General features: G+C 55.5%; 21 protein-coding genes. 16 read left to right on the top strand and 5 right to left on the bottom strand.

Annotated features, from left to right (window positions below):
• The 4 genes from rplU to proB all read left to right on the top strand — a co-directional run.
• On the top strand, positions 1-140 hold a 140-nt coding region (gene rplU, locus VNZ60_RS23615), incomplete at its 5' end, for a 50S ribosomal protein L21 (RefSeq protein ID WP_325663592.1).
• A gap of 38 nt (positions 141-178) precedes the next feature.
• Complete coding sequence (rpmA, locus tag VNZ60_RS23610; protein ID WP_014007873.1) at positions 179-436, top strand: 50S ribosomal protein L27; 258 nt, start codon at positions 179-181, stop codon at positions 434-436.
• A 271-nt stretch (positions 437-707) separates the two neighbouring features.
• On the top strand, positions 708-1,817 hold the full coding sequence (gene obgE / locus VNZ60_RS23605; RefSeq protein ID WP_092355437.1) for a GTPase ObgE: 1,110 nt from the start codon (positions 708-710) through the stop codon (positions 1,815-1,817).
• Positions 1,818-1,939: 122 nt separating this feature from the next.
• Positions 1,940-3,058, top strand: a complete 1,119-nt coding sequence (proB, locus tag VNZ60_RS23600) for a glutamate 5-kinase (RefSeq protein WP_325663585.1) — start codon at positions 1,940-1,942, stop codon at positions 3,056-3,058.
• Between the two features lie 86 nt (positions 3,059-3,144).
• On the opposite strand, the gene VNZ60_RS23595 is transcribed toward proB, so the two are convergent.
• Complete coding sequence (locus tag VNZ60_RS23595; RefSeq protein ID WP_325663583.1) at positions 3,145-3,759, bottom strand: CNP1-like family protein; 615 nt, start codon at positions 3,757-3,759, stop codon at positions 3,145-3,147.
• A complete protein-coding gene (locus tag VNZ60_RS23590) occupies positions 3,756-4,331 on the bottom strand; it encodes an RNA pyrophosphohydrolase (protein ID WP_325663581.1) in 576 nt (191 codons plus the stop codon). Before VNZ60_RS23590 ends, VNZ60_RS23595 begins: the two co-directional genes overlap by 4 nt.
• Before the next feature lie 270 nt (positions 4,332-4,601).
• Here VNZ60_RS23590 and VNZ60_RS23585 point away from each other — a divergent pair, with 270 nt between their 5' ends.
• The 5 genes from VNZ60_RS23585 to VNZ60_RS23565 all read left to right on the top strand — a co-directional run bounded on the left by VNZ60_RS23585 (position 4,602) and on the right by VNZ60_RS23565 (position 11,120).
• Complete coding sequence (locus tag VNZ60_RS23585) at positions 4,602-6,338, top strand: proline--tRNA ligase (protein WP_325663579.1); 1,737 nt, start codon at positions 4,602-4,604, stop codon at positions 6,336-6,338.
• Between the two features lie 198 nt (positions 6,339-6,536).
• Positions 6,537-7,139 (top strand): lytic transglycosylase domain-containing protein, encoded by a 603-nt coding sequence (locus VNZ60_RS23580; protein ID WP_325663590.1) that lies wholly within the window; start codon positions 6,537-6,539, stop codon positions 7,137-7,139.
• A 276-nt stretch (positions 7,140-7,415) separates the two neighbouring features.
• Positions 7,416-8,861 (top strand): alkaline phosphatase, encoded by a 1,446-nt coding sequence (locus tag VNZ60_RS23575; RefSeq protein ID WP_325663577.1) that lies wholly within the window; start codon positions 7,416-7,418, stop codon positions 8,859-8,861.
• A gap of 67 nt (positions 8,862-8,928) precedes the next feature.
• Entirely contained in the window at positions 8,929-10,359 is a 1,431-nt protein-coding gene (locus tag VNZ60_RS23570) for an alkaline phosphatase (RefSeq protein ID WP_414648958.1), read from the top strand.
• Positions 10,360-10,436: 77 nt separating this feature from the next.
• Positions 10,437-11,120 carry a hypothetical protein gene (locus tag VNZ60_RS23565; protein WP_325663573.1) on the top strand — a complete coding sequence of 228 codons (684 nt, stop codon included), beginning with the start codon at positions 10,437-10,439 and terminating at the stop codon, positions 11,118-11,120.
• Between the two features lie 98 nt (positions 11,121-11,218).
• Here VNZ60_RS23565 and VNZ60_RS23560 read toward each other — a convergent pair whose 3' ends face one another.
• The gene (locus VNZ60_RS23560; RefSeq protein WP_325663571.1) at positions 11,219-11,587 is read right to left on the bottom strand and encodes an SWIB/MDM2 domain-containing protein; all 369 of its coding nucleotides are present in this window, start codon (positions 11,585-11,587) and stop codon (positions 11,219-11,221) included.
• 313 nt (positions 11,588-11,900) lie between these two features.
• Entirely contained in the window at positions 11,901-13,268 is a 1,368-nt protein-coding gene (gene ffh, locus VNZ60_RS23555; RefSeq protein WP_325663569.1) for a signal recognition particle protein, read from the bottom strand.
• A 273-nt stretch (positions 13,269-13,541) separates the two neighbouring features.
• Between ffh and VNZ60_RS23550 the strand changes: the two genes are divergently transcribed.
• The 7 genes from VNZ60_RS23550 (at position 13,542) to VNZ60_RS23520 (ending at position 23,387) form a co-directional block, all read left to right on the top strand.
• Positions 13,542-14,351: a cytochrome C assembly family protein gene (locus tag VNZ60_RS23550; RefSeq protein WP_325663567.1), complete on the top strand. Its 810-nt coding sequence runs from the start codon at positions 13,542-13,544 to the stop codon at positions 14,349-14,351.
• Positions 14,348-14,617 (top strand): PP0621 family protein, encoded by a 270-nt coding sequence (locus VNZ60_RS23545; protein WP_325663565.1) that lies wholly within the window; start codon positions 14,348-14,350, stop codon positions 14,615-14,617. Before VNZ60_RS23550 ends, VNZ60_RS23545 begins: the two co-directional genes overlap by 4 nt.
• Before the next feature lie 116 nt (positions 14,618-14,733).
• On the top strand, positions 14,734-16,467 hold the full coding sequence (locus tag VNZ60_RS23540; protein WP_325663563.1) for a sensor histidine kinase: 1,734 nt from the start codon (positions 14,734-14,736) through the stop codon (positions 16,465-16,467).
• A gap of 25 nt (positions 16,468-16,492) precedes the next feature.
• Positions 16,493-17,977: a sigma-54-dependent transcriptional regulator gene (locus VNZ60_RS23535; protein ID WP_325663561.1), complete on the top strand. Its 1,485-nt coding sequence runs from the start codon at positions 16,493-16,495 to the stop codon at positions 17,975-17,977.
• 25 nt (positions 17,978-18,002) lie between these two features.
• Entirely contained in the window at positions 18,003-18,644 is a 642-nt protein-coding gene (gene ampD, locus VNZ60_RS23530; RefSeq protein WP_325663559.1) for a 1,6-anhydro-N-acetylmuramyl-L-alanine amidase AmpD, read from the top strand.
• Positions 18,645-19,097: 453 nt separating this feature from the next.
• Entirely contained in the window at positions 19,098-22,022 is a 2,925-nt protein-coding gene (locus VNZ60_RS23525; protein WP_325663558.1) for a ribonucleoside-diphosphate reductase subunit alpha, read from the top strand.
• Positions 22,023-22,205: 183 nt separating this feature from the next.
• Positions 22,206-23,387, top strand: coding sequence for a ribonucleotide-diphosphate reductase subunit beta (locus VNZ60_RS23520; protein WP_325663556.1), 1,182 nt, complete (start codon positions 22,206-22,208; stop codon positions 23,385-23,387).
• Between the two features lie 164 nt (positions 23,388-23,551).
• Here VNZ60_RS23520 and VNZ60_RS23515 read toward each other — a convergent pair.
• Positions 23,552-23,852: hypothetical protein (locus VNZ60_RS23515; RefSeq protein WP_325663554.1), on the bottom strand; the 301-nt coding region annotated here is incomplete at its 5' end.

Below are 23,852 nucleotides of genomic sequence, written 5' to 3'. Positions count from 1 at the left end.
CGGTGTCGGTTAAGGTATTGGCGCAAGGTCGCCACGATAAAGTCAAGATCTTCAAAATGCGTCGTCGTAAGCATTATCAGAAGCATCAAGGCCATCGTCAAAATTACACCGAAATTCAAATCGTTTCGATCAACGCTTAATAGCGTTGCTTGACTTAACCAGATACCAGGAGTTTTAAATGGCACATAAAAAAGGCGGCGGCACTACGCGCAACGGCCGTGACTCAGAGTCAAAGCGACTTGGCGTCAAGGTCTACGGTGGCCAAGCGATCAACGCTGGCGGCATCATTATTCGTCAACGCGGCACTAAGACGCATCCAGGCGAAAATGTTGGCATGGGCAAGGATCACACCCTGTTCGCACTGATTGACGGCAAAGTACAATTCGTAACCAAGGGCGCTACCCAGCGTAACTACGTTACTGTCGTAGCAGCTTAAGTTTCTTTAGGCTTCGACATAAGCAAGGCGTTAGAGCCTTGTTGCGAAAGGCTCTGCCGCTGGTAGAGCCTTTTTAGTTTCTGGTCGTAAAACACTGCTCGGGCAACTTGAACACGCAGCGAATCTATTCCGCTTGCGGCGAGTTGTGCCTGAAGTAATGGCATTATTGCAATCCTGGCTGTGGCCTGCGCTGCAATATTGACCAAAAATCGGTAAAGTTACCTGTGTCTTTCAATAAGAATTTAACCTCCAACCTCATTAGGACCTTCGAATGAAGTTTATAGATGAAGCAAAAATCGAAGTCATTGCCGGCGATGGCGGCAATGGGGTTGCGAGTTTTTGCCGTGAAAAATTCCGCCCGTTTGGCGGCCCGGACGGTGGCGATGGCGGCGTAGGCGGCAGTATCTGGGCCGTTGCCGATCGCAATATCAATACGCTGGTCGACTACCGTTTCTCCAAGATGCATCGCGCCGGTCGCGGTGAAAATGGCCGTGGCTCGGATTGCTACGGCAAGGGCGCCGACGATATCAAGCTGCGTATGCCGGTCGGTACGCTGATTGTCGACGTTAATACCGGCGAAGCAATCGCCGATCTGACCGATCACGGGCAAGAGGTATTGCTGGCCAAGGGCGGCGAAGGCGGCTGGGGCAATATCCACTTTAAATCCTCGACCAACCGTGCACCGCGCCAGAAAAGCGACGGCAAGGAAGGCGAACGCCGCGAATTGCGGCTGGAGCTCAAGGTGCTGGCCGATGTCGGCCTGCTGGGACAGCCGAATGCCGGCAAATCGACCTTCATCACCGCGGTGTCGAATGCCCGTCCGAAGATCGCCGATTACCCGTTTACCACGCTGCATCCGAATCTCGGCGTAGTCCGCGTCAGCCACGAAAAAAGCTTCGTGATCGCTGATATCCCGGGCCTCATCGAAGGCGCGGCGGAAGGTGCCGGGCTGGGTATCCAGTTCCTGAAGCACTTGCAGCGCACCGGCTTGCTGCTGCACATTGTCGATTTGGCGCCATTCGAAGACACGGTTGATCCGGTCAAGGAAGCCAAAGCGATCGTCAAGGAGCTGAAAAAATACGATCAATCGCTATTCGACAAGCCGCGCTGGCTGGTGCTCAACAAAATCGACGTGATTCCAGAAGGCGAACGGGTCAAGCGCGTCAAGGATTTCATCAAGCGTTTCGGCTGGAAAGGCCCGGTATTCGAAATTTCCGCGCTGAACCGCGACGGCTGTCCTGAGCTGGTGACGGAAATCTACGGTTATCTGGCCGAGAAGCGCCAGCAGGAAACGCGCTCGGAAGAGAAGCATATGGTGGTGGAAGCGCAAGCCATCCTGTCTATCGATCCTGACGATCCGCGCTTCAAGATACTGGACTAAGCAAGTAGTTGGCGGCCGATGCAGGTGCGAGGGAGGCGATGTAAATCCCCCGCCGGCGTTGGCCTTATTTTTTTCCGCCGCCTGGTCGCATACCGGCCGAGGCGGCCGCGATAGATAAAAATATGAATTCCGTCATTCAAAAAGCCAAGCGCATCATTATCAAAGTCGGATCCTCCCTGGTGACCAATGACGGTAAGGGTCTGGATGCCGGCGCCATCGCTAAATGGGCGACCCAGATCGCCGAGCTGCGGGCGATGGGCAAGGAAGTCGTGCTGGTCAGTTCCGGCGCCGTGGCAGAAGGCATGCAGCGCTTGGGTTTCGACAAGCGGCCGACCAGCATCGACGAATTGCAGGCTTGTGCCGCGGTCGGTCAAATGGGGTTGGCGCAGATTTATGAAACCAGCTTCCGCGCCCACAATATCCGTACCGCACAGGTACTACTGACACACGCCGACCTGGCGGATCGCGAACGTTATCTGAATGCCCGCTCGACCTTGTTCACGTTGTTGCGGTTTGGCGTGGTGGCAATCATCAACGAGAACGATACGGTGGTTACCGATGAAATCAAGTTCGGCGACAACGATACCTTGGGGGCGCTGGTTGCCAATCTGATCGAAGGCGATGCATTGATCATCCTGACCGATCAAAAGGGTTTATATACCGCCGATCCGCGTAAGGATCCGAATGCCGAGTTTGTGCATGAAGCCAAAGCCGGTGATCCGGCGCTGGAAGTGATGGCGGGTGATGCCGGAACCAGCATCGGCCGCGGCGGCATGATCACCAAGATCCTGGCCGCCAAGCGCGCCGCTACTTCGGGCGCGCACACGGTGATTGCCTGGGGCCGCGAAGACGCGGTGTTGACCCGGCTGGCCGGTGGCGAAGCGATCGGCACGCAATTGACGGCGCAAACAGCGCAACTCACCGCGCGTAAGCAGTGGATGGCGGATCATCTGAAAACCGCCGGCAAGGTCATGCTGGATGCCGGCGCGGTGCAGAAATTGCGTAATGAGGGGAAATCTTTATTGCCGATCGGGGTGACCGCAGTGTCAGGAGAGTTCGGCCGCGGCGATGTCATCACCTGTACCGATGTCGACGGCCATGCAATCGCACGCGGCATCAGCAATTACACCAGCTCGGAAGCACGTCGCATCATGCGCCATCCGTCGGCGGAAATTCAAGCGATTCTGGGTTTTGTCGAAGAGTCGGAATTGATCCATCGGGACAATATGGTGTTGCTTTAAGCAGCAAGACCAGTAGTCTTGGGCAATAAAAAACGGCTCCGCAGATTGCGGGAGCCGTTTTTGTTTGGCGCTGAGGGTATTGCCGATCAGCTACCTGGCTTGATCGGACGATTGCTGCGCAGCCTGCTGCGTATATCGTCAACTTTACCGGCCACCATCGCATCCTGGCAAAGGAAGTCTTTGGCCAATGCTGCATGTTGCCGGTTCCCGGATGTTTCGTTGATCTGCTTCCAGCCACTCAAGCGTGCGCGTGACCAGCTGCCGTCCTTCTGTCCAAATGCATACAGCTTGTTTTCATAAGTCTGGCAACGGATGCCTTCGTAACTGATATTTTCAGCGCCGGCCTGGCTTTTGCTGACCAGCGTGTAGCGCACCACGCCATCCTTGCCGGCCGAGATCGAATTGAGGTCGATAAAGAAATTCATGGTGGCGGTAGGACTTACGTAAAACGACACCAGATTGGCCACCTGCGGCGCTGGTGGAATTTCAGTCTTGATTTCTTGCCATGATTTGCTGTCGTCGTCGAAGTCTTCGTCGGACAAACCAGAATTTGGTTGCGCAACGGCGCTGGGGTAGAACGGGTCGGCGGCATGCACTTGTGTAGCAGCACCTAGCAACAGCAGGCTTGCGGCCAGCAGTTGCGATATCTTCTTTGTAGCTGGAATACGGCAGGCAAAATCAAAAGCCATAGAGGTGCTCACTTTTTTTCGGGTTCGGCACAGGCCGGGGGGGATTCGGTCGACGCACGTGGCCCGTGGCCGGTGCGTAAATGACGAGCGTGATGGGGCAAATTCTGCAAAGGGCGTGTCAGGAATCGTGATAATTCTTGCAAGGCGCGTTGGTAGACGTCCCGTTTGAACTCGATTACGACATCCAGCGGAACCCAGTAATCATGCCAGCGCCAGGCGTCGAATTCCGGGTGTTCGGTCAGGCGCAGATTGACGTCGCAGTCGCGTCCCACCATGCGCAGCAGAAACCAGATCTGTTTCTGACCGCGATAATGTCCACGCACATCACGCTTGATAAAATGATCAGGCACCTCGTAGCGCAGCCAGTCACGGGTACGGCCGATGATCTTGACGTGTTCCGCCTTCAGCCCGATTTCTTCCTCGAGTTCGCGGAACATTGCCTGCTCCGGGGTTTCACCGTATTTGATGCCGCCTTGTGGAAATTGCCACGAATGTTCGCGCACACGCTTGCCCCACCAGACTTCGTTCTGGGTGTTGAGCAAGATAATGCCGACGTTTGGGCGAAAGCCTTCACGGTCAAGCATGTTGTTACCTCAAAACTTTCTGCGGCCGGGCGGCTCTACTGCTCACTCTGTTGGATTCCTTGCTTGCCGTCATCATTGCGGAACAGATTCATAGAGCCGCCAATAGGCGCAAAGCTCTGTCCTCGCCCGACTAGGCGCGCAATCCGCCCCGGCCAGCAGCTACAATGGCCAGAACATTAATCAATTGTGCAAAGAGTAGGCGCATCAGCCAGCTAATCCTTTAAAATTGAGTTGATTATAACCCTCTCTTTTTAAAAAGAATTCATCGTCATGCGCGCCTCCCGTTTTTTTATTTCCACGCTTAAAGAAGCTCCATCCGACGCTGAAATCGTCAGCCACAAACTGATGATGCGCGCCGGCATGATTAAACGCATCAGTTCCGGCATTTATACCTATATGCCCTTGGGTTTGCGGGTGATCCGTAAGGTCGAGAAAATCGTGCGCGAGGAAATGAACCGTTCGGGAGCAGTCGAATTGCTGATGCCGGTAGTGCAGCCAGCCGAACTCTGGCAGGAAACCGGGCGCTGGCAAAAATATGGCGCCGAACTGATGCGCGTCAAGGATCGTCATGGCCGGGACTTCATCATCCAGCCGACTTCGGAAGAAGTGATTACTGACATCGCTCGCACCGAATTGCGTTCTTATCGCAAGCTGCCGGTGAATTTTTACCATATCCAGACCAAATTCCGGGATGAGCGCCGGCCGCGTTTCGGCTTGATGCGCGGGCGCGAATTCACGATGAAAGACGCATATTCCTTCGATCGCGATTTGGACGGCCTGAAACAGTCTTACCAGATCATGTATGACGCTTATGTCCGCATTTTCAACCGCTTCGGCCTGCAATTCCGTGCGGTTGCCGCCGATAACGGCGCCATCGGCGGCACCGGCTCGCACGAATTCCACGTCATCGCCGCCACCGGCGAAGATGCGATCGTGTATTGCCCGAATTCGGATTACGCCGCCAATATGGAAGCGGCCGAATCCCTGCCTTTGAATCCTACCCGGGCCGCACCGGCTGAGGCGCTGACCAAGACCGCAACACCCGGCAAGGCGAAGTGCGAAGCCGTAGCGGAGTCGCTGCAACTGCCTTTGGCGCGAACCATCAAGTCGATCGTCCTCGCTGTTGAAAAAGAAGCAACCGATAAAGAGGCGGCAAGCAAGACAATCTGGCTGCTGATGCTGCGTGGCGACCATGAGCTGAACGAAATCAAGGCCAATAAAATCCCTGGCCTGGCTGGTTATCGTTTCGCCACAGAAGAGGAAATCGTCGAATATTTCGGCACGCCGCCAGGCTACCTGGGACCGGTCAATACCAAGAAGCCGGTCACCGTGGTAGCCGATGTGACCGTCGCCAACATGCACGACTTTGTCAGCGGCGCCAACGAGGTGGATTTCCATTTCACCGGCGTTAACTGGGGTCGCGACTTGCCGGAACCAATGGTGTTCGATATCCGCAATGTGGTCGAAGGCGATCCATCGCCAGACGGCAAGGGCGCGTTGGCTATCCTGCGCGGGATCGAAGTCGGTCACGTATTCCAGCTGGGCACCGCCTATTCGGAAGCGATGAAAGCGACTTTCCTGGATGAGAACGGAAAGCCGCAGATGCTGCAAATGGGTTGTTATGGGATTGGCATTACGCGCATCCTGGGCGCCGCAATTGAACAGAATTTCGACGACAAGGGCATCATCTGGCCGACGTCCATCGCGCCGTTCGAAGTGGTCTTGTGCCCTATGGGCTATGACCGCAGCGAGGCGGTCAAGGCCGAAACCGACAAGTTGTATGAAACACTGCTGGCGGCTGGCGTTGACGTGATTCTGGACGATCGCGGCGAGCGCCCGGGCGCTATGTTTGCCGACTGGGAGCTGATTGGCGTGCCGCATCGCATCGTGATCGGCGATCGTGGCCTCAAGGACGGCCAGTTTGAGTATCAGGGACGACGCGATACCGAGGCCACCACGGTGCCGCTGGCAGATATGGCCGAGTTCATTAAGACTCGCCTGGCGTAACTAGCCGTAAATAGTGGTGGCAATGGTGGTGGCGGAGCTGCTGAGTGTTGCGCAGGTTTCCCAATAACAACAAAGTGACGGCGCAACGGTTTCTTGCGCCGTTTTCTTTGTATACTCCTCCAAAAATAGAAAGTTACTTTTGGGGAGTGTCGATTGCGCTGGTCTCGCTGGCTTGGCTTGTTGCCGATATTGTTGTCTATGTTGTTGTTTGGCAGCTTGGCGCATGCCGGAAATCAAAAAGAAGAAGAGCTGGCGAACTCGGTTCGTCTGGCCTTGTCGCGCGCTATCAATGACGCCCGTCCGCCGAAACCCCAATTTTCCGAAATCGATCAGCGTATCCAATATCTGTATTGGCTGGGCGAAATGTCGCAGCGCCTGAAGAAGAAATTGCCAGATACGCAGGTGCGCATCGAATTCCTGGAAACCGCCTGGTATGAAGCCAAGCGCGCCGGTCTGGATCCTGGCATGGTGCTGGGCCTGATTCAGGTCGAGTCAGCGTTCCGCAAGTACGCGCTGTCAAGCGTCAGCGCCCACGGCTACATGCAGGTCATGCCGTTCTGGACTCGCGTGATCGGCGACGCCAACCGCAGCAAATTGTTCGATATGCAGACCAACCTGCGCTACGGCTGTTCGATTCTGCGCATGTACATCGATATGGAAAAAGGCAACCTTTATCTCGCGCTCGGCCGTTACAACGGCAGTCGCGGGCGCCCCGAATATCCCAACACGGTATTGGCGGCGTGGAAACGCTGGGAGTATAAGGACGATCAGCCAATCCAGACAGTTTCCGCTCGCAAGTAAATATTCCCGTTGTATTCCAATTGCGACGCCTGTTCCCGGCGTGATCGGCGCGCACAGTAATCGTTAGCTCCCCCTCGTTATAAAACATGTAATTGATTGGCCCGGCAGCGCTCGGGTCAATCGCGCATCGCCTCCCGGTTCTTCCTGAGCCAGAATTTCTCATTTCCAATGAAGATCGTTGCTCTCTTGTCATCGGCGTGTAATAAGTTTTAGTTACAGTTGTTACACATTATTACAAATTACTGCATGTTTCTGATTGACAACACGGAGCGATGAATGAAATTACGTATTTTGATTACCGCCGCCATCGGATCGATGGCGCTGGCGGGGTGTAGCGGTTCCAGCAACCCGCTGGTCGAGACGCCGGTGGAGCGGCCTGAAGCCAAGGTTCCCGGCAAGAACGTCATATTCTTCCTGGGTGACGGCATGGGCATTACCACCATGACCGCGGCCCGCATTTACAAGGTGGGCGAAGAGGGTGATCTGACCATCGATACCCTGCCGGAAAGCGGCTTCGTTACCACCTATTCCAACGACGCCCAAGTGACCGATAGCGCGCCATCGATGGCGGCGTACATGACTGGGATCAAGGCGAATAATGAAGTGATCTCCATGTCAGCCAATACCAGTGCCCGCGACGCCAGCGGCAAAGGCTATGTCAACGGCGCTGACAGCACCTGCCCGAGCAGCAATGGCACACCGGCAGATACTTTGCTGGAAATCATGAAGGCCAAGGGTTACAGCACCGGCGTCGTGACTACCACGCGGATTACGCATGCGACTCCGGCCGCAACTTATTCGCACATCTGCCACCGCGACGGCGAAAACAATATCGCTGCGCAATTGACGCCGAAGGGCGCCGGCTTCAACAGCAAGCTGAGCGATGGCGTCGATGTCATTTTTGGCGGCGGTCGCCGTCATTTCCTGCCGAAGACTGATGCCGACAGCAAGCGTAGCGACAGCCGCGATCTGCTGGCCGAATTCAAGGCCGCCGGTTATACCTATGCCAGCAACTTTACCGAGTTCGACAAGATCGGCAATGCAACACCAAAAGTGGTCGGCCTGTTCAACAAGGATCACATGACCTACGACCTGGATCGCGATGCCGCCAAGGAGCCGAGCCTGGCGCAGATGACTGGCAAATCGATAGACCTGCTGAATAGCAAAAAGACTGGCTTCTTCCTGATGGTGGAGGGCGGCCGTATCGACCACGCCCTGCACGCCACCAACGCGCGCCGCGCGTTGCAGGAAACCGTCGCTTTCGATGACGCAATCAAGGTTGCGCTGGACAAGATGCAGCAAGTCGATCCCGGCTTGAAAAACACGCTGGTGGTGGTCACCGCTGACCATGATCATTCGATCCTGTTGAACGGCTACGCCAAGCGCACCGGCAAAACCACCAGCAGCGAGCCGGGGGTACTCGGGCTGGTGAAAAACGTGCTGACCGGCCAGCCGGAACGCGACATCAACAACAATCCTTACACCGTGATCGGCTTCGGCAACGGTCCTAATCATCTGGCGACGCGCGGCGCCCTGTCCGATATGCAAGTGGCTGACAAAGACTACATGCAAGAGTCGGTGATCCCGACTGAAGCCGGCGGCGAAACCCACGGCGGCACCAATGTCTTTATCGGTGCGCAAGGCATGGGCGCACAAAACATCCGCGGCGTGCTCGACAACACCGAGGTGTTCGGCCTGGTGAAGAAAGCCGTCGGCCTTTGATGCTGCCTGTAGCCCATGAAACGAATTTGTCGAATATACACAAAGTATGCAAAGGTCAGACATGAAAATGATTAAGCCAAACAGTAAGCAATTCCAACGTCGGATCTACCAATGCGCAACGCTGTGCGCGTTAGCACCGCTGTCGATACTATTCACTGCCAATGTCATGGCAGCTGACGCTGCAACCGCTAAAAATGTCATCTTCTTCCTGGGTGATGGCATGGGGCCGGTGACGGTCACTGCGGCACGTATCTATGGTCATGGCGAAGCAGGCCGCCTGACGATGGAAACATTGACCCGCACTGCGCGCGTCAAAACCTTCTCGCTGGACGGTCAAACCACCGACAGCGCGCCATCAATGGCGGCGTACATGACCGGAGTCAAGATGAAGAACGATGTGATTTCCATGTCTTCCGATACCAATGCCTTTGACGCCAACGGCAAGCCGTATCAAAGCAATGCGGACTCGACCTGCGTCGCCGGCAACGGCCAGCCGGTGCAGACTTTGCTGGAGTTGGCTAAGGGCGCCGGCAAGGCGGTCGGCGCGGTCAGCACCACTCGCATCAGCCACGCGACACCGGCTGCGACCTATGCGCATGTCTGCAATCGGGATGCCTACAACACCATCACGGAACAGGCGACACCGGGCGCGCCGCGCTACAACACTGCGCTGAAAGATGGCGTCGATGTCTTGCTGGGCGGCGGCTTGCGGCATTTCCTGCCAAAGAGCAATCCAGCCAGCAAGCGTAATGACGAGCTCGATGCGCTGAGCATGTTCAAGGCGGCCGGTTATACCTATGTCGCTTCAGGCAGCGAATTGAAGAACGTCGATCCGGCCGGCGTCAGCAAATTACTGGGCCTGTTCACCGCCAGCGATATGGATTACGAGCTGGACCGGGTCAAGAAAAAACTGAACCAGCCGAGCTTGGCTGAGATGACGGAAAAAGCCATCGGTGTACTGAAGAAAAATCCAAAAGGTTATTTCCTGATGGTCGAAGGCGGCCGCATCGACCATGCTTTGCACGGTACCAACGCCAAGCGCGCGCTGGAAGATACCCTGGCTTTCGATGCCGCGATCAAGAGGGCGCTGGAACTGGTTGACTTGAAAGATACCTTGATCGTAGTCACTGCCGACCATGATCATGCGATGGGTTTCAACGGCTATCCCAAACGCGGCAATCCGATCCTGGGCAAAGTCGCCAATTATTACGACGGCAAACTGGCATTGGCTGCCGATGGCAAACCTTACACCACACTGGTATTCGGTAACGGCAGTGCGCCGCGCCGTCCGGAAGATGCGGACCTGACCAGTGTCGATACGGAAGCCGACGATTATCTGCAGCAGGTTGGCGTGCGTTTTGCCGGTTCGCCAGGTTCGGAGACACATGGCGGCGGTGACGTGATGCTGTTCTCTGCCGGCGCCGGCAGCGACAGTTTCAAAGGCACATTTGAAAACATCAAAGTGTTTGGCAAAGTTAAAAATGCACTTGGCCTGTAAGAATCTTTCTTAAATATTGTTTAGGCCGCCATCGTAGTGATGGCGGCAATTTTTATTTCGGTGGAAAAATGGCTTTCTTGAAAAATTGGATAAGCAGCGTGAAGATGCCGGCGATTGCGTTGGCGCTGCTGTCGATCGCGTCGGCTACGCTGGCTGCTGTCAATGCACCTGACCAGAACTTGCAGGTCCAGCATTATTCGATGGTATTGGGGCGCGACGGCGTCAAGCGCGAAACGACATTCACTGAGCGTATGTACCGGCGCAACGACCAAGTCTGGACCGAACGCCTGATCGCCAGTGAGGCCGCCGGTGAACACGACCACAGCGGGCATAATCATCCGGATGCCGGCAGCTCGCCGATGTGGGTGCGACGTCAGGCCGACGGCTCGCTGGATGCCCGCTTGATTGAGCGCCATCAGCGTCGCACCATCAAAGTCGATTCTCAGTACTACGGCAATATCGGCTTCAACGGCAATTGGGGCAGCAGCTTCTATTTGAGCGATCCGCAGAGTTTGAAAAACATGCGTACCGTCGGTCCGGTCAAAGATGGCGTCCAGCTATACGAGAGCAAGCGCGGAGAGTTGACGGTGCGGGTCAGCTGGGATGTCAAAGGCCAATACCCGCGTCGGGTGGAGTCGTTCGATGCGCATGGGCATGCACGGCGTCAGACGTTGGTCAGCGTGATTGCTGCGCCGCCGGTCTTGCCGTGGCAGACGTTGGCGGGCTATGCAGAAATCGATTATTCGGATTTGCTGGATTGATACCGGTATCTGCAGATACAAAAACGCCCGCGTGATGCGGGCGTTTTTGTTTGGCACTCAGGGCGGCGCATTGAACAAAGTCCAACTGGCCCTAAGCATTATTTCAAGTGATCGGAAATGAGTTTGGTCATTTCAAACATCGACACTTCTTTTTTGCCGCCAAAGACAGCTTTCAGTTTTTCATCAGCAAGAATATTGCGTTTGTTTTCTGGATTCTGCAGTTTGTGCTTCTTGATGTATTCCCAAACCTTCTTGGTAACTTCAGTGCGCGGCAGCGGGGTCGCGCCAACGACTGCAGCCAGAACAGCTGATGGTGTCAGTGCTTTCATGAATGCCGCATTAGGCTTGCGCGCTACTTTCGGAGCGTCGGCTTTTTTTACTGCAGGCTTGGCTGCTGCTTTGACCGGGGCTGCTTTGGTCGCTGCTGGCTTCTTTGCTGCAACTGCTGGTTTTTTGGCTGTGGCCATCTTTGAGCCTCCTTCAGGGATAGTGAAAAAATGCGTCAAGCACGCATCGCTAATAGTGTTGCGCTTTTCCTGGCGATGCAAGCGTTTTTTACGGGTTTGTGCGGGATTTGATACGGAAGCGGAGTGGTCGGCATGACTGGTGAAACGCCCGGTTGGCGGGCTTGTGCGGCTGGTTACCGGGATTTGGGAAGGTAACAAATGGCGGTAGCAGCCGGTTCGGCGCTTTCCGCAATCGCCCTAAATTGACGAAAAGCCTTGCAAGTCAATGACTTGCAAGGCTTTTCAGGGCGTTGCGGCAGTAGCGACGCAGCGCTTAGCGCATGCCCGGCATCATGCCTTTCATGCCGCGCATCATTTTCATCATGCCGCCGCCTTTGAGTTTTTTCATCATGGACTGCATTTGGTCAAATTGCGACAGCATGCGGTTGACCTCCTGAACCTGCACCCCGGCGCCGGTGGCGATACGGCGTTTGCGCGAAGCTTTGATCAGCTCCGGTTTGGCCCGTTCCTGGGCGGTCATCGAGTTGATGATGCCTTCCATCCGGCGTACCTGCTTTTCCGCCTGGTCCATATTGGCGCCGCCTGCGGCCTGCTGGAATTGCGCCGGCAACTTGTCCATCAGGTTAGACAAACCGCCCATTTTCTTCATCTGGCCAAGTTGCGCCTTGAAGTCGTTCAGGTCGAATTTGCCGCCACCCTTGATTTTGTGGGCCAGATCTTTGGCAGCTGCGACATCGACGCCTTTCTGGGCTTCTTCGACCAGCGCCAGGATGTCGCCCATGCCGAGGATGCGGTTGGCCATGCGGGTCGGATCGAAGGCTTCAAGGCCATCCAGTTTTTCGGCGGTGCCGGCAAACTTGATCGGCTTGCCGGTGATATGTCTGACTGACAGCGCCGCGCCGCCGCGTGCATCGCCGTCAAGTTTGGTCAGTACGATGCCGGTCAGCGGCAGGGCGTCGTTGAAGGCCTTGGCGGTATTGATCGCATCCTGGCCGAGCATGGCGTCAACCACGAACAGGGTTTCGATTGGTTTGACGGCCGCATGAATCGCGCTGATTTCTTTCATCATCGCTTCATCTATACCCAGCCGGCCGGCGGTGTCGATGATCAGGACGTCGTGATAATGGCGTTTGGCATAGTCCAGCGCAGCCAATGCGATATCGACCGGCTTGTCCGTCGTTGCGGTCGGGAAGAAGTCGGCGCCGACCTGTGCGGTCACTGTCTGCAACTGGCCGATCGCGGCCGGACGGTAGACGTCGGCGGAGACGGTCAGTACTTTTTTCTTCTTTTGTTCGCGCAAATATTTGGCGAGCTTACCGACGGTAGTGGTTTTACCGGCGCCTTGCAGACCTGCCATCAGGATGATCGCCGGCGGCTGGGTGGCGAAACTCAGTTGCGAGGCCTCAGGACCGAGATCGGCGCCCATCAATGAGGCCAGTTCGCGTTGCACTACACCGACCAGGGCCTGGCCCGGTGTCAGCGACGCAATCACTTCTTCGCCTAGCGCTTTTTGCTTGACGTTGGCGATGAACTCACGCACGGCAGGCAAAGCAACGTCGGCCTCCAGCAGCGCCAGACGTACTTCGCGCAGCATTTCAGCGGTGTTGGTTTCGGTAAGGCGCGCTTCGCCGCGCATGGTTTTGACGACTTTGGCGAGGCGTTGGGTAAGATTGTCGAGCATGGGTAACGGCGTTCCAGAAGAGGTGCAATCGGTCAATATGAACCAGTTTTCGCGTATGCAACACGCTAACGCGCATTAAAATGGACGCGGAAACAGCCATTTTACCTGATGCAGGGCAAACACCTAGCAGGCCGGCCCCAGAATAAGGGCCGATGCATCAGGATAGCGTGGAATGATATACAAGATGCAAGAAATGACGGTCCGCCATATCTGGCTGGACAGGCGTGTTGTTTGAGCACGCCGCGCAGACGCCACATGTTGTAAACTTACACGATGCAAACATATCTTTTCGTTCTGGTGGCGCTGCTTTATATAGGTTGCACCTTTTTGCCGTCGAGCCGGCGCCAGACTATCTCCATCGTCGTTGCCGCAGCCTGGTTGCTGCACGGCGGCGTGTTATGGGCCGATGTCGTCGGGCCTGGAGAGTTGCGAGTCGGATTTTCGATGATGCTGTCTGCCACCTTATGGGTTTCGGTAGCCGCCTATTGGCTGGAAAATCGCAACTATACTTTGGACGGCCTGCGGGTTCTGGTGTTGCCGATGGCGGCATTGGCGGCGGTTCTGCCAGCTGTGTTCCCGGGAAATATGGTGCCTCTGGACGGTAAGTCACCGGTCTTCCTATGGCATATCGTGATTTCCATCCTGGCCTATAGCACCCTGACTATCGCCGCATTCCATGCGGTATTGATGGTGTTGCAGGAGTCACGCCTGCATACCCGGCCGGGCGGAGCCAAAAGCGGCTGGTTCGGCATCGCGCTGGACCGCTTGCCGGCTTTGCTTACCATGGAAAAATTATTGTTTCGCCTGATCGCTTTCGGCTTCTTCCTGTTGACGCTGACGGTACTGTCGGGCGTGGTGTTTTCTGAAGAGTTGTTTAACAAGGCATTCAGATGGGATCACAAGACCATTTTCACCATGTTGTCGTGGGCCTTGTTTGGAATGCTGCTGGCGGGGCGCAAATGGCAGGGCTGGCGCGGCCGCACCGCCCTTAGCTTTACTTTGACTGGATTTGCCATTTTGTTATTGGCGTACGTAGGGAGCCGTTTCGTGCTTGAAGTTGTGTTGCATCGGGTATTGGTATGAAACTGATTATATTAATTGTCATCGCGCTGGCAGTGATCGTCTGGCTGCAGCGCCTGAAAAAAAATCTTGGCCGGGACCGTTCCGCTTCAGGCGGCTCGCCCTTTGCCAAGGGCGGCGCGGCGGGCGCGGCTAACGAGCCTCCGCAGGCCGAAGCCATGGTGGCCTGTGCACAATGTGGCATTCATTTTCCAGCATCGGAAGCATTTGCCGATGCTTCCGGCGCAGTTTTTTGCAGTGCGGAACACCGTCGCCTGCATTCGTCTTAAGCTCTGTCTACTTTGAGCCGTTACGCTTATTCCATGCCGAGGCCGGCGCTTGAGGGCGTTCAGTCGGGGCTTTCCAGATCGCTTTCCAGTTCCACTGTGAGACAGGGCGTTTACGCATGACCAGCTCCAGCCTCACCCAGCTGAACGACAAACCGGATACGTTTTGGCGGACGTTGCAAACATTCAACGTGACGCGGATCGTGGTTGCGATGGTGATGCTGGCCTATCTCAGCACCCAAAGCAAAAACGAGATCTGGTTTTCCCAACTATTTACGAATCCGCAAACTTGCAGCGTCTATCTGTTGTTTGCAGCCGTCTTCACGGCTATCACGGCGTACTATCATCGCTATTACATGGCGCAGATAGTGCTGCCGATTACGGTGGACATGATCGCGGTGTCGATCTTGTATGTAGGCGCCGGCGGCGCCAAGGGCGGCTTGGCGATCTTGTATCTTTTCCCTCTGGCCGGCGCAGCAATTCTGGCGCCGCTGCTGGTGGCGCTGTTGTTTGTCTCGATTGCGACCATGGTATTGCTATCGGAAAGCGCTTACCAGATTCTGCAATCGACAGCCGATGTCTCCACTCTGCAAGCCGGTCTATATGGCGGGGCATTCTTTTTTGCGGTGCTGGTGATTAACCGCCTAGCCGACAAACTGATCAAGCAAGAGGAGCTTGCGACCCAGCGCGGCAGGGATCTGCGGGTGCAAATGGACATTAATCGCATCGCAATCAAGGACATGGGCGATGGCTTGCTGGTGGTCGATCCGGTCGGCACCTTGATCATGGCTAATCCGGCGGCAGAGCGCATGCTGGGTTTATCCCTCTCTGAGGACGAGCCGCAGCACAAACTGAGCGATTATGCGGTGCTGGCGCCGATCACTGATGCATTGTTTGCCTGGGAGTCACACGTAAGCGATCTGCCGCATGCGGTTTCGCCGGCGGTAGGGGCGGCTGTATTCGTCACCATCAAGCATACCGACGATCTTGGCCAGGAAACCGCCACAATCGACTGGAGCAGGCGACGCGAACTGGTAGCGCATTTGAAGGTGCGCTTTGCCGCCGTCAGGATGCGCGAATTGAGCGAGTACCGCGCGGTCATTTTTTTGCAGGATGTTGGTGAAATTGAAAATCAGGCTCAGCAACTGAAATTGGCGGCCATGGGCCGCTTGACCGCCAGCATCGCGCATGAGGTCCGCAATCCGCTGGCATCGATTTCCTATGCCGCCACCCTTTTGGCGGAGGAGGCGACCGATCAGGCAGAAGCGCGCCTGCTGACGATTATCGACGACAACGTGGCGCGCCTGAATCGCATGATTGAGGATATTCTGAAACTGTCGCGCAAGGCGCAGCGGCAGCTTGAGCCGATTCTGCTGGCGCCCTTGCTGCACGATATCGTCAAGGAATTCAGGCAAACCCATGCGGTGGCGCCGTCTGTGATCGCTTTGCAGATCGACGCCGCAGATCGGCAGAGTGTCTGGTTTGACCCGCTGCATCTGCGTGAAGTAGTGACAAATCTGCTGTCGAATGCGGTACGTTACGCCAGTGGCCGGCCGGGCGGGATGCGCTTGCACGTCATGTCTAGCGTAGCCGGGCGTCTGGAGCTGCATGTGCAAGACGACGGCGAGCCGATTTCGCCTGCGGTGCGGGCGCACTTGTTTGAGCCGTTTTATACCACGTCCAGCAAGGGTACCGGCCTAGGCTTGTTTTTAGCGCGCGAGTTGTGTTTGAATAACGGCGCGTTGCTCGATTATGAATACCGGCATGATGTTCAAGGACAGAATTCCAGCCATGTGAGTGGTCGTTTTGTTATTGCGTTTGCTGCCCATGACCCGGTGTCTCTTGCCGACTAGAATTGACTGAAAAAAGACGAATGCCATGACTTCACCCCGTATTCTGGTTGTCGACGACGAAGCGCACCTGCGCGAACTGCTGGAAATCGCCTTGGTCAAAATGGGGCTGGATGTCGACAGTGCCGACAGCTTGTCCGCAGCGCGTAGCCATTTGGCGCAAAATGAATACGCATTGATCTTGACCGATATGCGCCTGCCGGATGGGCTCGGAATCGAGCTGGTGCGCGAAGTCACCGCCGGCGAAAAGGTAATACCGATTGCCGTGATTACGGCCTACGGTAGTGCCGATAACGCCGTCATGGCATTGAAAGCGGGGGCTTTCGATTACTTGTCGAAGCCGGTGGCGCTTGATCAACTGCGCTTGATGGTGCAATCGGCATTGCGCGTCGGTAAGCCGGCCGACAGCATCCGCCCGGCAGCGGACTTGAAACTCCGTGCCGGTTCTGCATTGCGCCTGATCGGTCAATCTACCGCCATGCAGGAATTGCGTACGCAGATCGTGCGTCTGGCGCGCAGCATGGCGCCGGTGGCGATTACCGGCGAGTCTGGCAGCGGCAAGGAATTGGCGGCGCGGGATATCCATGCGCTCAGTCCGCGCGCCGACAAGCCCTTTGTTGCCGTCAATTGCGGGGCGATCCCGGAAGCCTTGATGGAGGCTGAATTCTTCGGCTACCGCAAAGGGGCGTTTACCGGTGCCGCCGATGACCGGGACGGATTTTTTCAGGCCGCCAACGGCGGCACCTTATTATTAGATGAGGTCGCCGACTTGCCATTAGCGATGCAGGTCAAGTTATTGCGCGCAATCCAAGAGCGCCGGGTACGCAAGGTCGGGGCCACAGTGGAGGAGGCGGTGGATGTCCGTCTGATCAGCGCCACGCATCAGAATCTGGCTGAGTGTGTCGAATCAGGTAGATTTCGCCAGGATTTGTACTATCGTTTGAATGTCATCGAATTAAAATTGCCGCCGCTGCGGGAGCGTTTGGATGATATTGGTCTGCTGGTCGCTGCGATTTTAGGACGCTTGTCGATGTTTACGCCGCAGGCGGAACAAGTGACGCTGGCGCCAGCGGCTTTGTCGGCTCTACGCGCGTATGCGTTTCCGGGAAATGTGCGCGAACTGGAAAATATTCTGGAGCGAGCGTTGGCGTTTGCCAACGACGGCGTGATTGAAGTGGCGGATCTGGGTTTGAAGGGGGCCAGCCAAGGGCGGCCGGTTGAGCCGCCGGACCTTGTCGATCACTACAGCGAAACCGGGGTGACGGTCAGCGTGGCGAGCTTCGAACCGGCTGTGGCTGCCGTGCCTGCGGTGACCGGTATTGCAGCGCGATTCAGCGGCTCAGAATTGCCGCCATCGCTGCCGGACTACCTTGACGATATCGAGCGCGACGTGATTCGGCAGGCGTTGACGCGCACGCATTTCAATCGCACCAAGGCCGCCGATCTGCTGGGCATCAGTTTTCGCCAGCTACGCTACCGGATGCAGCGCTTGTCGATTCATGAGCAAGATTAGTGAGCAAGATTAGGATCGGGTAACAATGACGGAGCAGCCGGAAACGCTTCCCCCATGTTTTGCAATCGGCGCAGACGGCTGGTGTCGTCCCGATGAAGTGGTGCGCCAGTCGTCGCCCAACTGCGACGCCCGGCCCGACGGCTGCGCTATTGATTTGCTGGTGATTCACAACATCAGCTTGCCACCGGGGCAGTTTGGCGGTCCTTATATTGCAGACCTGTTCGGCAACCGCCTGGCTTACGATGCGCATCCCTATTTCGAGCAATTGCGGCCGCTGCGGGTTTCTTCCCATTTCCTGATACTGCGCCACGGTGGCGTGGTCCAGTTCGTATCCGCCAACGATCGTGCCTGGCATGCCGGGATCTCATGTTTTGAGGGCCGTGAGCGGTGCAACGATTTTTCGATAGGGATCGAGCTGGAGGGGACCGATTTCGAGCCATTTTCCGATCTGCAATATCGAGCGCTGGCGATGTTGACCCATGCCTTGCAGTTGCGTTACCCTCTTGCCGCGGTAGCCGGGCATGAACATATCGCCCCCGGTAGAAAGACCGATCCCGGTCCGTTTTTTGACTGGACCCAATACCAGCAAGCCTTAGCCGGGCATGCGCCGCAAACCTCGGGTAATCTGCCCTTGCGCTTTCCTGTTATAGACAAAAAAGTCAATTAGATACTCTGTTTTCGTATGTAAAAAAGATCGTGTTTAAAGATTGCATCGGCGACTCCGAGGCACTACAATTAGTAAAAATCAAATCCAGAAAACTATATGTAGTGTTTTTGTGTATTTCGTCCTTGGTTTGCTTTGCATGGCCTGTCCACCTATGTGGTGTTTTGTTTTTGTACTCATATCAGTATAAATGCAGGTGTCGGACAGGCTGCTCAGCGGCCACTGGGTTTGTTGCCGGTCTTCGTCAACCATTCTTTTAGAGCTGATTTTTCTCTTTTTATCTTAATTTGGGCATCGGTCACGAACGCCTGCGGACAAGCAGTCGATGAATCAGTGACTGATGCGGCAATGGCTGATGCAGGAATGGCAGTATCTGAACCATCAACGGTTCCAAGGTTCTAATTAATAACAGCAGGCGTAATTGTTTCGCCTGCTTTCACAGTCTCGGGAGGCTCAGTGCAATCTACTCAAGAAATTTCCGTCAAATCATCAGCCGAAGTCGCTGGTGTTCCGCCATCAACCGGTAGCGGCTCCCCCGTCAAGGTATCCAACAGTTTCGGCGATTACAGAATCATCCGCCGCAATGGCGCCGTGGTCGGTTTTGAACCATCCAAGATCTCGATTGCCGTCACCAAGGCATTCCTCGCCGTCAACGGCGGCCAGGGTGCTGCATCGGCACGGGTGCGCGAACTGGTTGAGCAATTGACTTCTAACGTCGTCGCCGCATTGGTGCGCCGGCAGCCGAATGGCGGCACCTTCCATATTGAAGACATCCAGGACCAGGTCGAATTGTCCCTGATGCGTTCCGGCGAGCATGACGTGGCACGCGCTTACGTGTTGTATCGCGCCAAGCGTATGGAAGAACGTTCGCAACAACAAACCGGCGCCAAGGCAACCGTGGCCGGCACGGAATTGTTTGTGACGGAAGATGGCCAACGCCGGGCGCTGGACATGGATCAGGTGCGCAACCTGATTACCGCCGCTTGTATCGGCCTGGAAAAACACGTCGACGCCGAAGCCATCCTGGCCGAGACCGTCAAGAATCTGTATGACGGCGTGCCGGTTGAAGAGCTGCACAAATCGGCGATTCTGGCAGCCCGCGCGCTGATGGAAAAAGACCCTGCGTATAGCCAGGTCACCGCGCGTCTGCTGATGCACACGATCCGTAAGGAAGTGTTTGGCAAAGAAGTGGCGCAAGCCGATGCACCGGCTGAATACCTTGAATATTTCCCGAAATTTATTAAAAAAGGTATTGAAGCAGACTTGCTCGACGCCAAGCTGGCACAGTTCGACCTGAAAACACTGGGCGAAGCATTGAAGCCTGAGCGCGACCTGCAATTCGGTTATCTCGGCCTGCAAACCCTGTACGACCGTTATTTCCTGCACGTCCGCGATATCCGCATCGAAATGCCGCAAGCGTTCTATATGCGGGTGGCGATGGGCCTGGCGCTGAACGAAGTTAACCGCGAAGCACGCGCCATCGAGTTTTACAACCTGTTGTCCAGTTTCGATTTCATGAGCTCGACACCAACCTTGTTCAACTCTGGTACGCAACGTTCGCAGCTGTCGTCTTGCTATCTGACCACGGTTGCCGACGATCTCGACGGCATCTACGAAGCCATCAAGGAAAACGCCTTGCTGGCCAAATATGCCGGCGGCTTGGGTAATGACTGGACGCCGGTGCGTTCACTGGGCGCCCATATCAAGGGCACCAACGGCAAATCGCAAGGCGTGGTGCCGTTCCTGAAAGTGGTCAACGATACCGCAGTGGCAGTCAACCAAGGCGGCAAACGCAAGGGTGCTGTGTGCGCTTATCTGGAAACATGGCACATGGATATCGAGGAATTCCTCGACCTGCGCAAGAACACCGGCGACGATCGCCGCCGCACCCACGACATGAACACCGCCAACTGGATTCCGGACCTGTTCATGAAGCGCGTCATGGAAAAGGGCGATTGGACCTTGTTCTCGCCAAGCGATGCGCCGGACCTGCATGACAAGGTCGGCAAAGCTTTTGAGGAAGCTTATACCGGCTATGAAGCCAAAGCAGCCCGTGGCGAACTGCGCCTGTTCAAGAAGATCCAGGCCCTGGATCTGTGGCGCAAGATGCTGTCGATGCTGTTTGAAACCGGCCACCCATGGATCACCTTCAAGGACCCATGCAACATCCGTTCGCCGCAGCAGCACGTCGGCATGGTCCACAGCTCCAACCTGTGCACCGAGATCACGCTGAATACCAATGAATCCGAGATCGCCGTGTGCAATCTGGGTTCGGTCAATCTGCCGGCCCACATGAAAGACGGCAAGCTGGACCATGCCAAATTGCAGAAAACCATCAATACCGCGATGCGCATGCTGGATAATGTGATCGATATTAACTATTATGCAGTTAAGAAGGCGCGCGACTCCAATCTGCGGCATCGTCCGGTTGGTCTCGGCATCATGGGTTTCCAGGATTGCCTGCATATGATGCGCTTACCTTATGCCTCGAAAGCAGCGGTTGAATTTGCCGATACCTCGATGGAAGCAGTCTGCTACCACGCCTATTGGGCATCGACCGAACTGGCAGAAGAGCGCGGCCGTTACAGCAGCTATCGCGGTTCCCTGTGGGATCGTGGCATCCTGCCGCAGGATTCGTTGAAACTGCTGGCGGAAGAGCGCGGCGGTTATCTTGAAGCCGATATGTCCGAGTCGCTGGACTGGACCGAACTGCGTGGCCGCATCAAGGAATTCGGCATGCGTAATTCGAATTGCGTAGCGATTGCGCCGACAGCCACCATCTCCAACATCATTGGTGTATCTGCTTGTATCGAACCGACTTACCAGAACCTGTACGTGAAATCGAATCTGTCCGGTGAATTCACTGAAATCAATGAATACCTGGTACGCGACTTGAAAGCACGTGGTTTGTGGGACGAAGTGATGATCTCCGACCTCAAGTACTTTGACGGCAGCCTGGCCAAGATCGACCGCATTCCACAAGATCTGCGCGATATCTACGCCACCGCATTCGAAGTCGAACCATCCTGGCTGGTAGAGGCGGCATCGCGTCGTCAGAAATGGATCGATCAGGCGCAGTCGTTGAATATCTACATGGCGGGCGCATCGGGCAAGAAACTGGATGAAACCTACAAGCTGGCATGGTTGCGCGGTCTCAAGACTACTTACTACCTGCGCACCATAGGCGCGACGCATACCGAGAAATCGACATCGAAGACCGGTGCGCTGAATGCCGTTTCGGTGGATGGCGGCGCCAGCGGCGGTGCAGCGGCGACTTACGGTACTGCTCCTGTTGCAGCAGCGCCACAAGAACTGGATGGACCGGCATGCACCATGCGTCCCGGTGATCCAGGATTCGAAGAATGCGAAGCCTGCCAGTAAAACGATTAAGTTATTTGGAGGCAGAGTCCAGGAGCCACTTGGCTAACCTCGTGGCGAATTACTCTGTCCTCGACTGACCAGATAGAACGTAAATTGCAAAGAAAATGGTTGGGGCTGGTTACATAACCAGCGTAGCCGGGTAAATTATCCGGCCCTGCCAGATGAAAGATAAAGGAAAAAAGTATGCTCTCCTGGGATGAAGAAACAAGTTCGGCGCCCGCTCCTCGTACCCCGCCTATGCCGGCGCAACCGGGATTTGCTCCTTCGGCACGTCCGCAGATGTCCGATACCGCTCTCAACCCTGCGGTGATGGGGCAATCGGCTGCAGCACCTGTGGTCGATGTCACGCATCGCGTGAATGCTGCGGATAAACGTATCATCAACGGCCACACCGACGTCAATCAACTGGTCCCGTTCAAGTACAAATGGGCCTGGGACAAGTACCTTGCCGGCTGCGCCAACCACTGGATGCCGCAGGAAATCAATATGCAGCGCGATATCGAGCTGTGGAAGAACCCGAACGGCCTGACCGACGATGAACGCCGCCTGGTCAAACGCAATCTGGGATTTTTCGTCACCGCCGACTCGCTTGCCGCCAACAATATCGTACTCGGCACGTATCGCCATATCACTGCGCCGGAGTGCCGCCAGTATCTGCTGCGTCAGGCTTTTGAAGAAGCGATCCACACCCACGCCTATCAATACATCGTGGAATCGCTCGGTCTGGACGAAGCAGAAATCTTCAACGCCTATCATGAAGTCAAATCGATCCGCGACAAAGACGAATTCCTGATCCCCTTCATCAATACGCTGACCGATCCTGAGTTCAAGACCGGCACTACTGAAAACGATCAGAAATTGCTGCGCTCGCTGATCGTGTTTGCCTGCATCATGGAAGGACTTTTCTTCTATGTCGGCTTCACGCAGATCCTTGCCCTTGGCCGTCAAAACAAGATGATGGGTGCGGCGGAACAGTATCAATATATTCTGCGCGACGAGTCGATGCACTGCAATTTCGGGATCGATCTGATCAACACAATCAAGATGGAAAATCCGCATTTGTGGACGCCGGAATTCCGCGATGAAATTAAAGCGTTGTTTTTAAGCGCAGTAGAGTTGGAATATCGCTACGCAGAGGATACAATGCCGCGTGGAGTGCTCGGTTTGAATGCGCCAATGTTCAAAGGTTATTTGCGGTTCATCGCAAATCGTCGTGCGCAACAGATCGGACTGGACCCGATGTTCCCTCAGGAAGAAAATCCCTTCCCCTGGATGAGTGAGATGATCGATCTGAAAAAAGAGCGCAACTTTTTTGAGACTCGCGTAATCGAATATCAAACCGGCGGTGCACTGAACTGGGAATAAAGGCTTCAGATCTCGGACAAGAATAATGGATGGGATGGACGAGGTGGAGGAGATACGCAGCGCTTAGTACTATAAAAAAGTCTGCGAACTGAAAGGTGATTTCCAAATTTAATGAACAGTCAAAGACAGAAACGTACTTATCTGTTGTCGCCGCTTACCCCGATTCAGTCGGGTTTGGCGGCGTTTTCTTTGGAAAAAACTAAGTGGTATTTGTAACAGAATTCCGACGCTGGCATAGCCGCTAGCGTTTTTTTGGCCAAGGATCGCAGCCGACAGGTGATGCGAATACCTTCTCCCCAATCTGGAGTTGGGGAAAAGACCTTAGCCAACAATGGCTGAAGTGCTGCATCAATGAGGGGATGGAGCAGTTCAGCTGGTGCCGAATTCATTAGCGCAAGCAGAGTTGATTGCGCCGATGAATAATCCGCCGTTCCCATCGCGATGGGTTCGTCGGGTTTCCAACTT

This window comes from Collimonas sp. (genome assembly GCF_035566375.1).
Classification (GTDB): domain Bacteria; phylum Pseudomonadota; class Gammaproteobacteria; order Burkholderiales; family Burkholderiaceae_D; genus Collimonas.
The sequence above is the reverse complement of the archived record's forward strand: the minus strand, read 5'-3'. Positions and strand labels throughout refer to the sequence as shown.

Coding starts and splice junctions, on each gene's coding strand:
- rpmA (WP_014007873.1), top strand. CDS start 179: ATGGCACATAAAAAAGGCGGCGGCACTACGCGCAACGGCCGTGACTCA.
- obgE (WP_092355437.1), top strand. CDS start 708: ATGAAGTTTATAGATGAAGCAAAAATCGAAGTCATTGCCGGCGATGGC.
- proB (WP_325663585.1), top strand. CDS start 1,940: ATGAATTCCGTCATTCAAAAAGCCAAGCGCATCATTATCAAAGTCGGA.
- VNZ60_RS23590 (WP_325663581.1), bottom strand. CDS start 4,331: ATGCTTGACCGTGAAGGCTTTCGCCCAAACGTCGGCATTATCTTGCTC.
- VNZ60_RS23585 (WP_325663579.1), top strand. CDS start 4,602: ATGCGCGCCTCCCGTTTTTTTATTTCCACGCTTAAAGAAGCTCCATCC.
- VNZ60_RS23580 (WP_325663590.1), top strand. CDS start 6,537: ATGTTGTTGTTTGGCAGCTTGGCGCATGCCGGAAATCAAAAAGAAGAA.
- VNZ60_RS23575 (WP_325663577.1), top strand. CDS start 7,416: ATGAAATTACGTATTTTGATTACCGCCGCCATCGGATCGATGGCGCTG.
- VNZ60_RS23570 (WP_414648958.1), top strand. CDS start 8,929: ATGATTAAGCCAAACAGTAAGCAATTCCAACGTCGGATCTACCAATGC.
- VNZ60_RS23560 (WP_325663571.1), bottom strand. CDS start 11,587: ATGGCCACAGCCAAAAAACCAGCAGTTGCAGCAAAGAAGCCAGCAGCG.
- ffh (WP_325663569.1), bottom strand. CDS start 13,268: ATGCTCGACAATCTTACCCAACGCCTCGCCAAAGTCGTCAAAACCATG.
- VNZ60_RS23550 (WP_325663567.1), top strand. CDS start 13,542: ATGCAAACATATCTTTTCGTTCTGGTGGCGCTGCTTTATATAGGTTGC.
- VNZ60_RS23545 (WP_325663565.1), top strand. CDS start 14,348: ATGAAACTGATTATATTAATTGTCATCGCGCTGGCAGTGATCGTCTGG.
- VNZ60_RS23540 (WP_325663563.1), top strand. CDS start 14,734: ATGACCAGCTCCAGCCTCACCCAGCTGAACGACAAACCGGATACGTTT.
- VNZ60_RS23535 (WP_325663561.1), top strand. CDS start 16,493: ATGACTTCACCCCGTATTCTGGTTGTCGACGACGAAGCGCACCTGCGC.
- ampD (WP_325663559.1), top strand. CDS start 18,003: ATGACGGAGCAGCCGGAAACGCTTCCCCCATGTTTTGCAATCGGCGCA.
- VNZ60_RS23520 (WP_325663556.1), top strand. CDS start 22,206: ATGCTCTCCTGGGATGAAGAAACAAGTTCGGCGCCCGCTCCTCGTACC.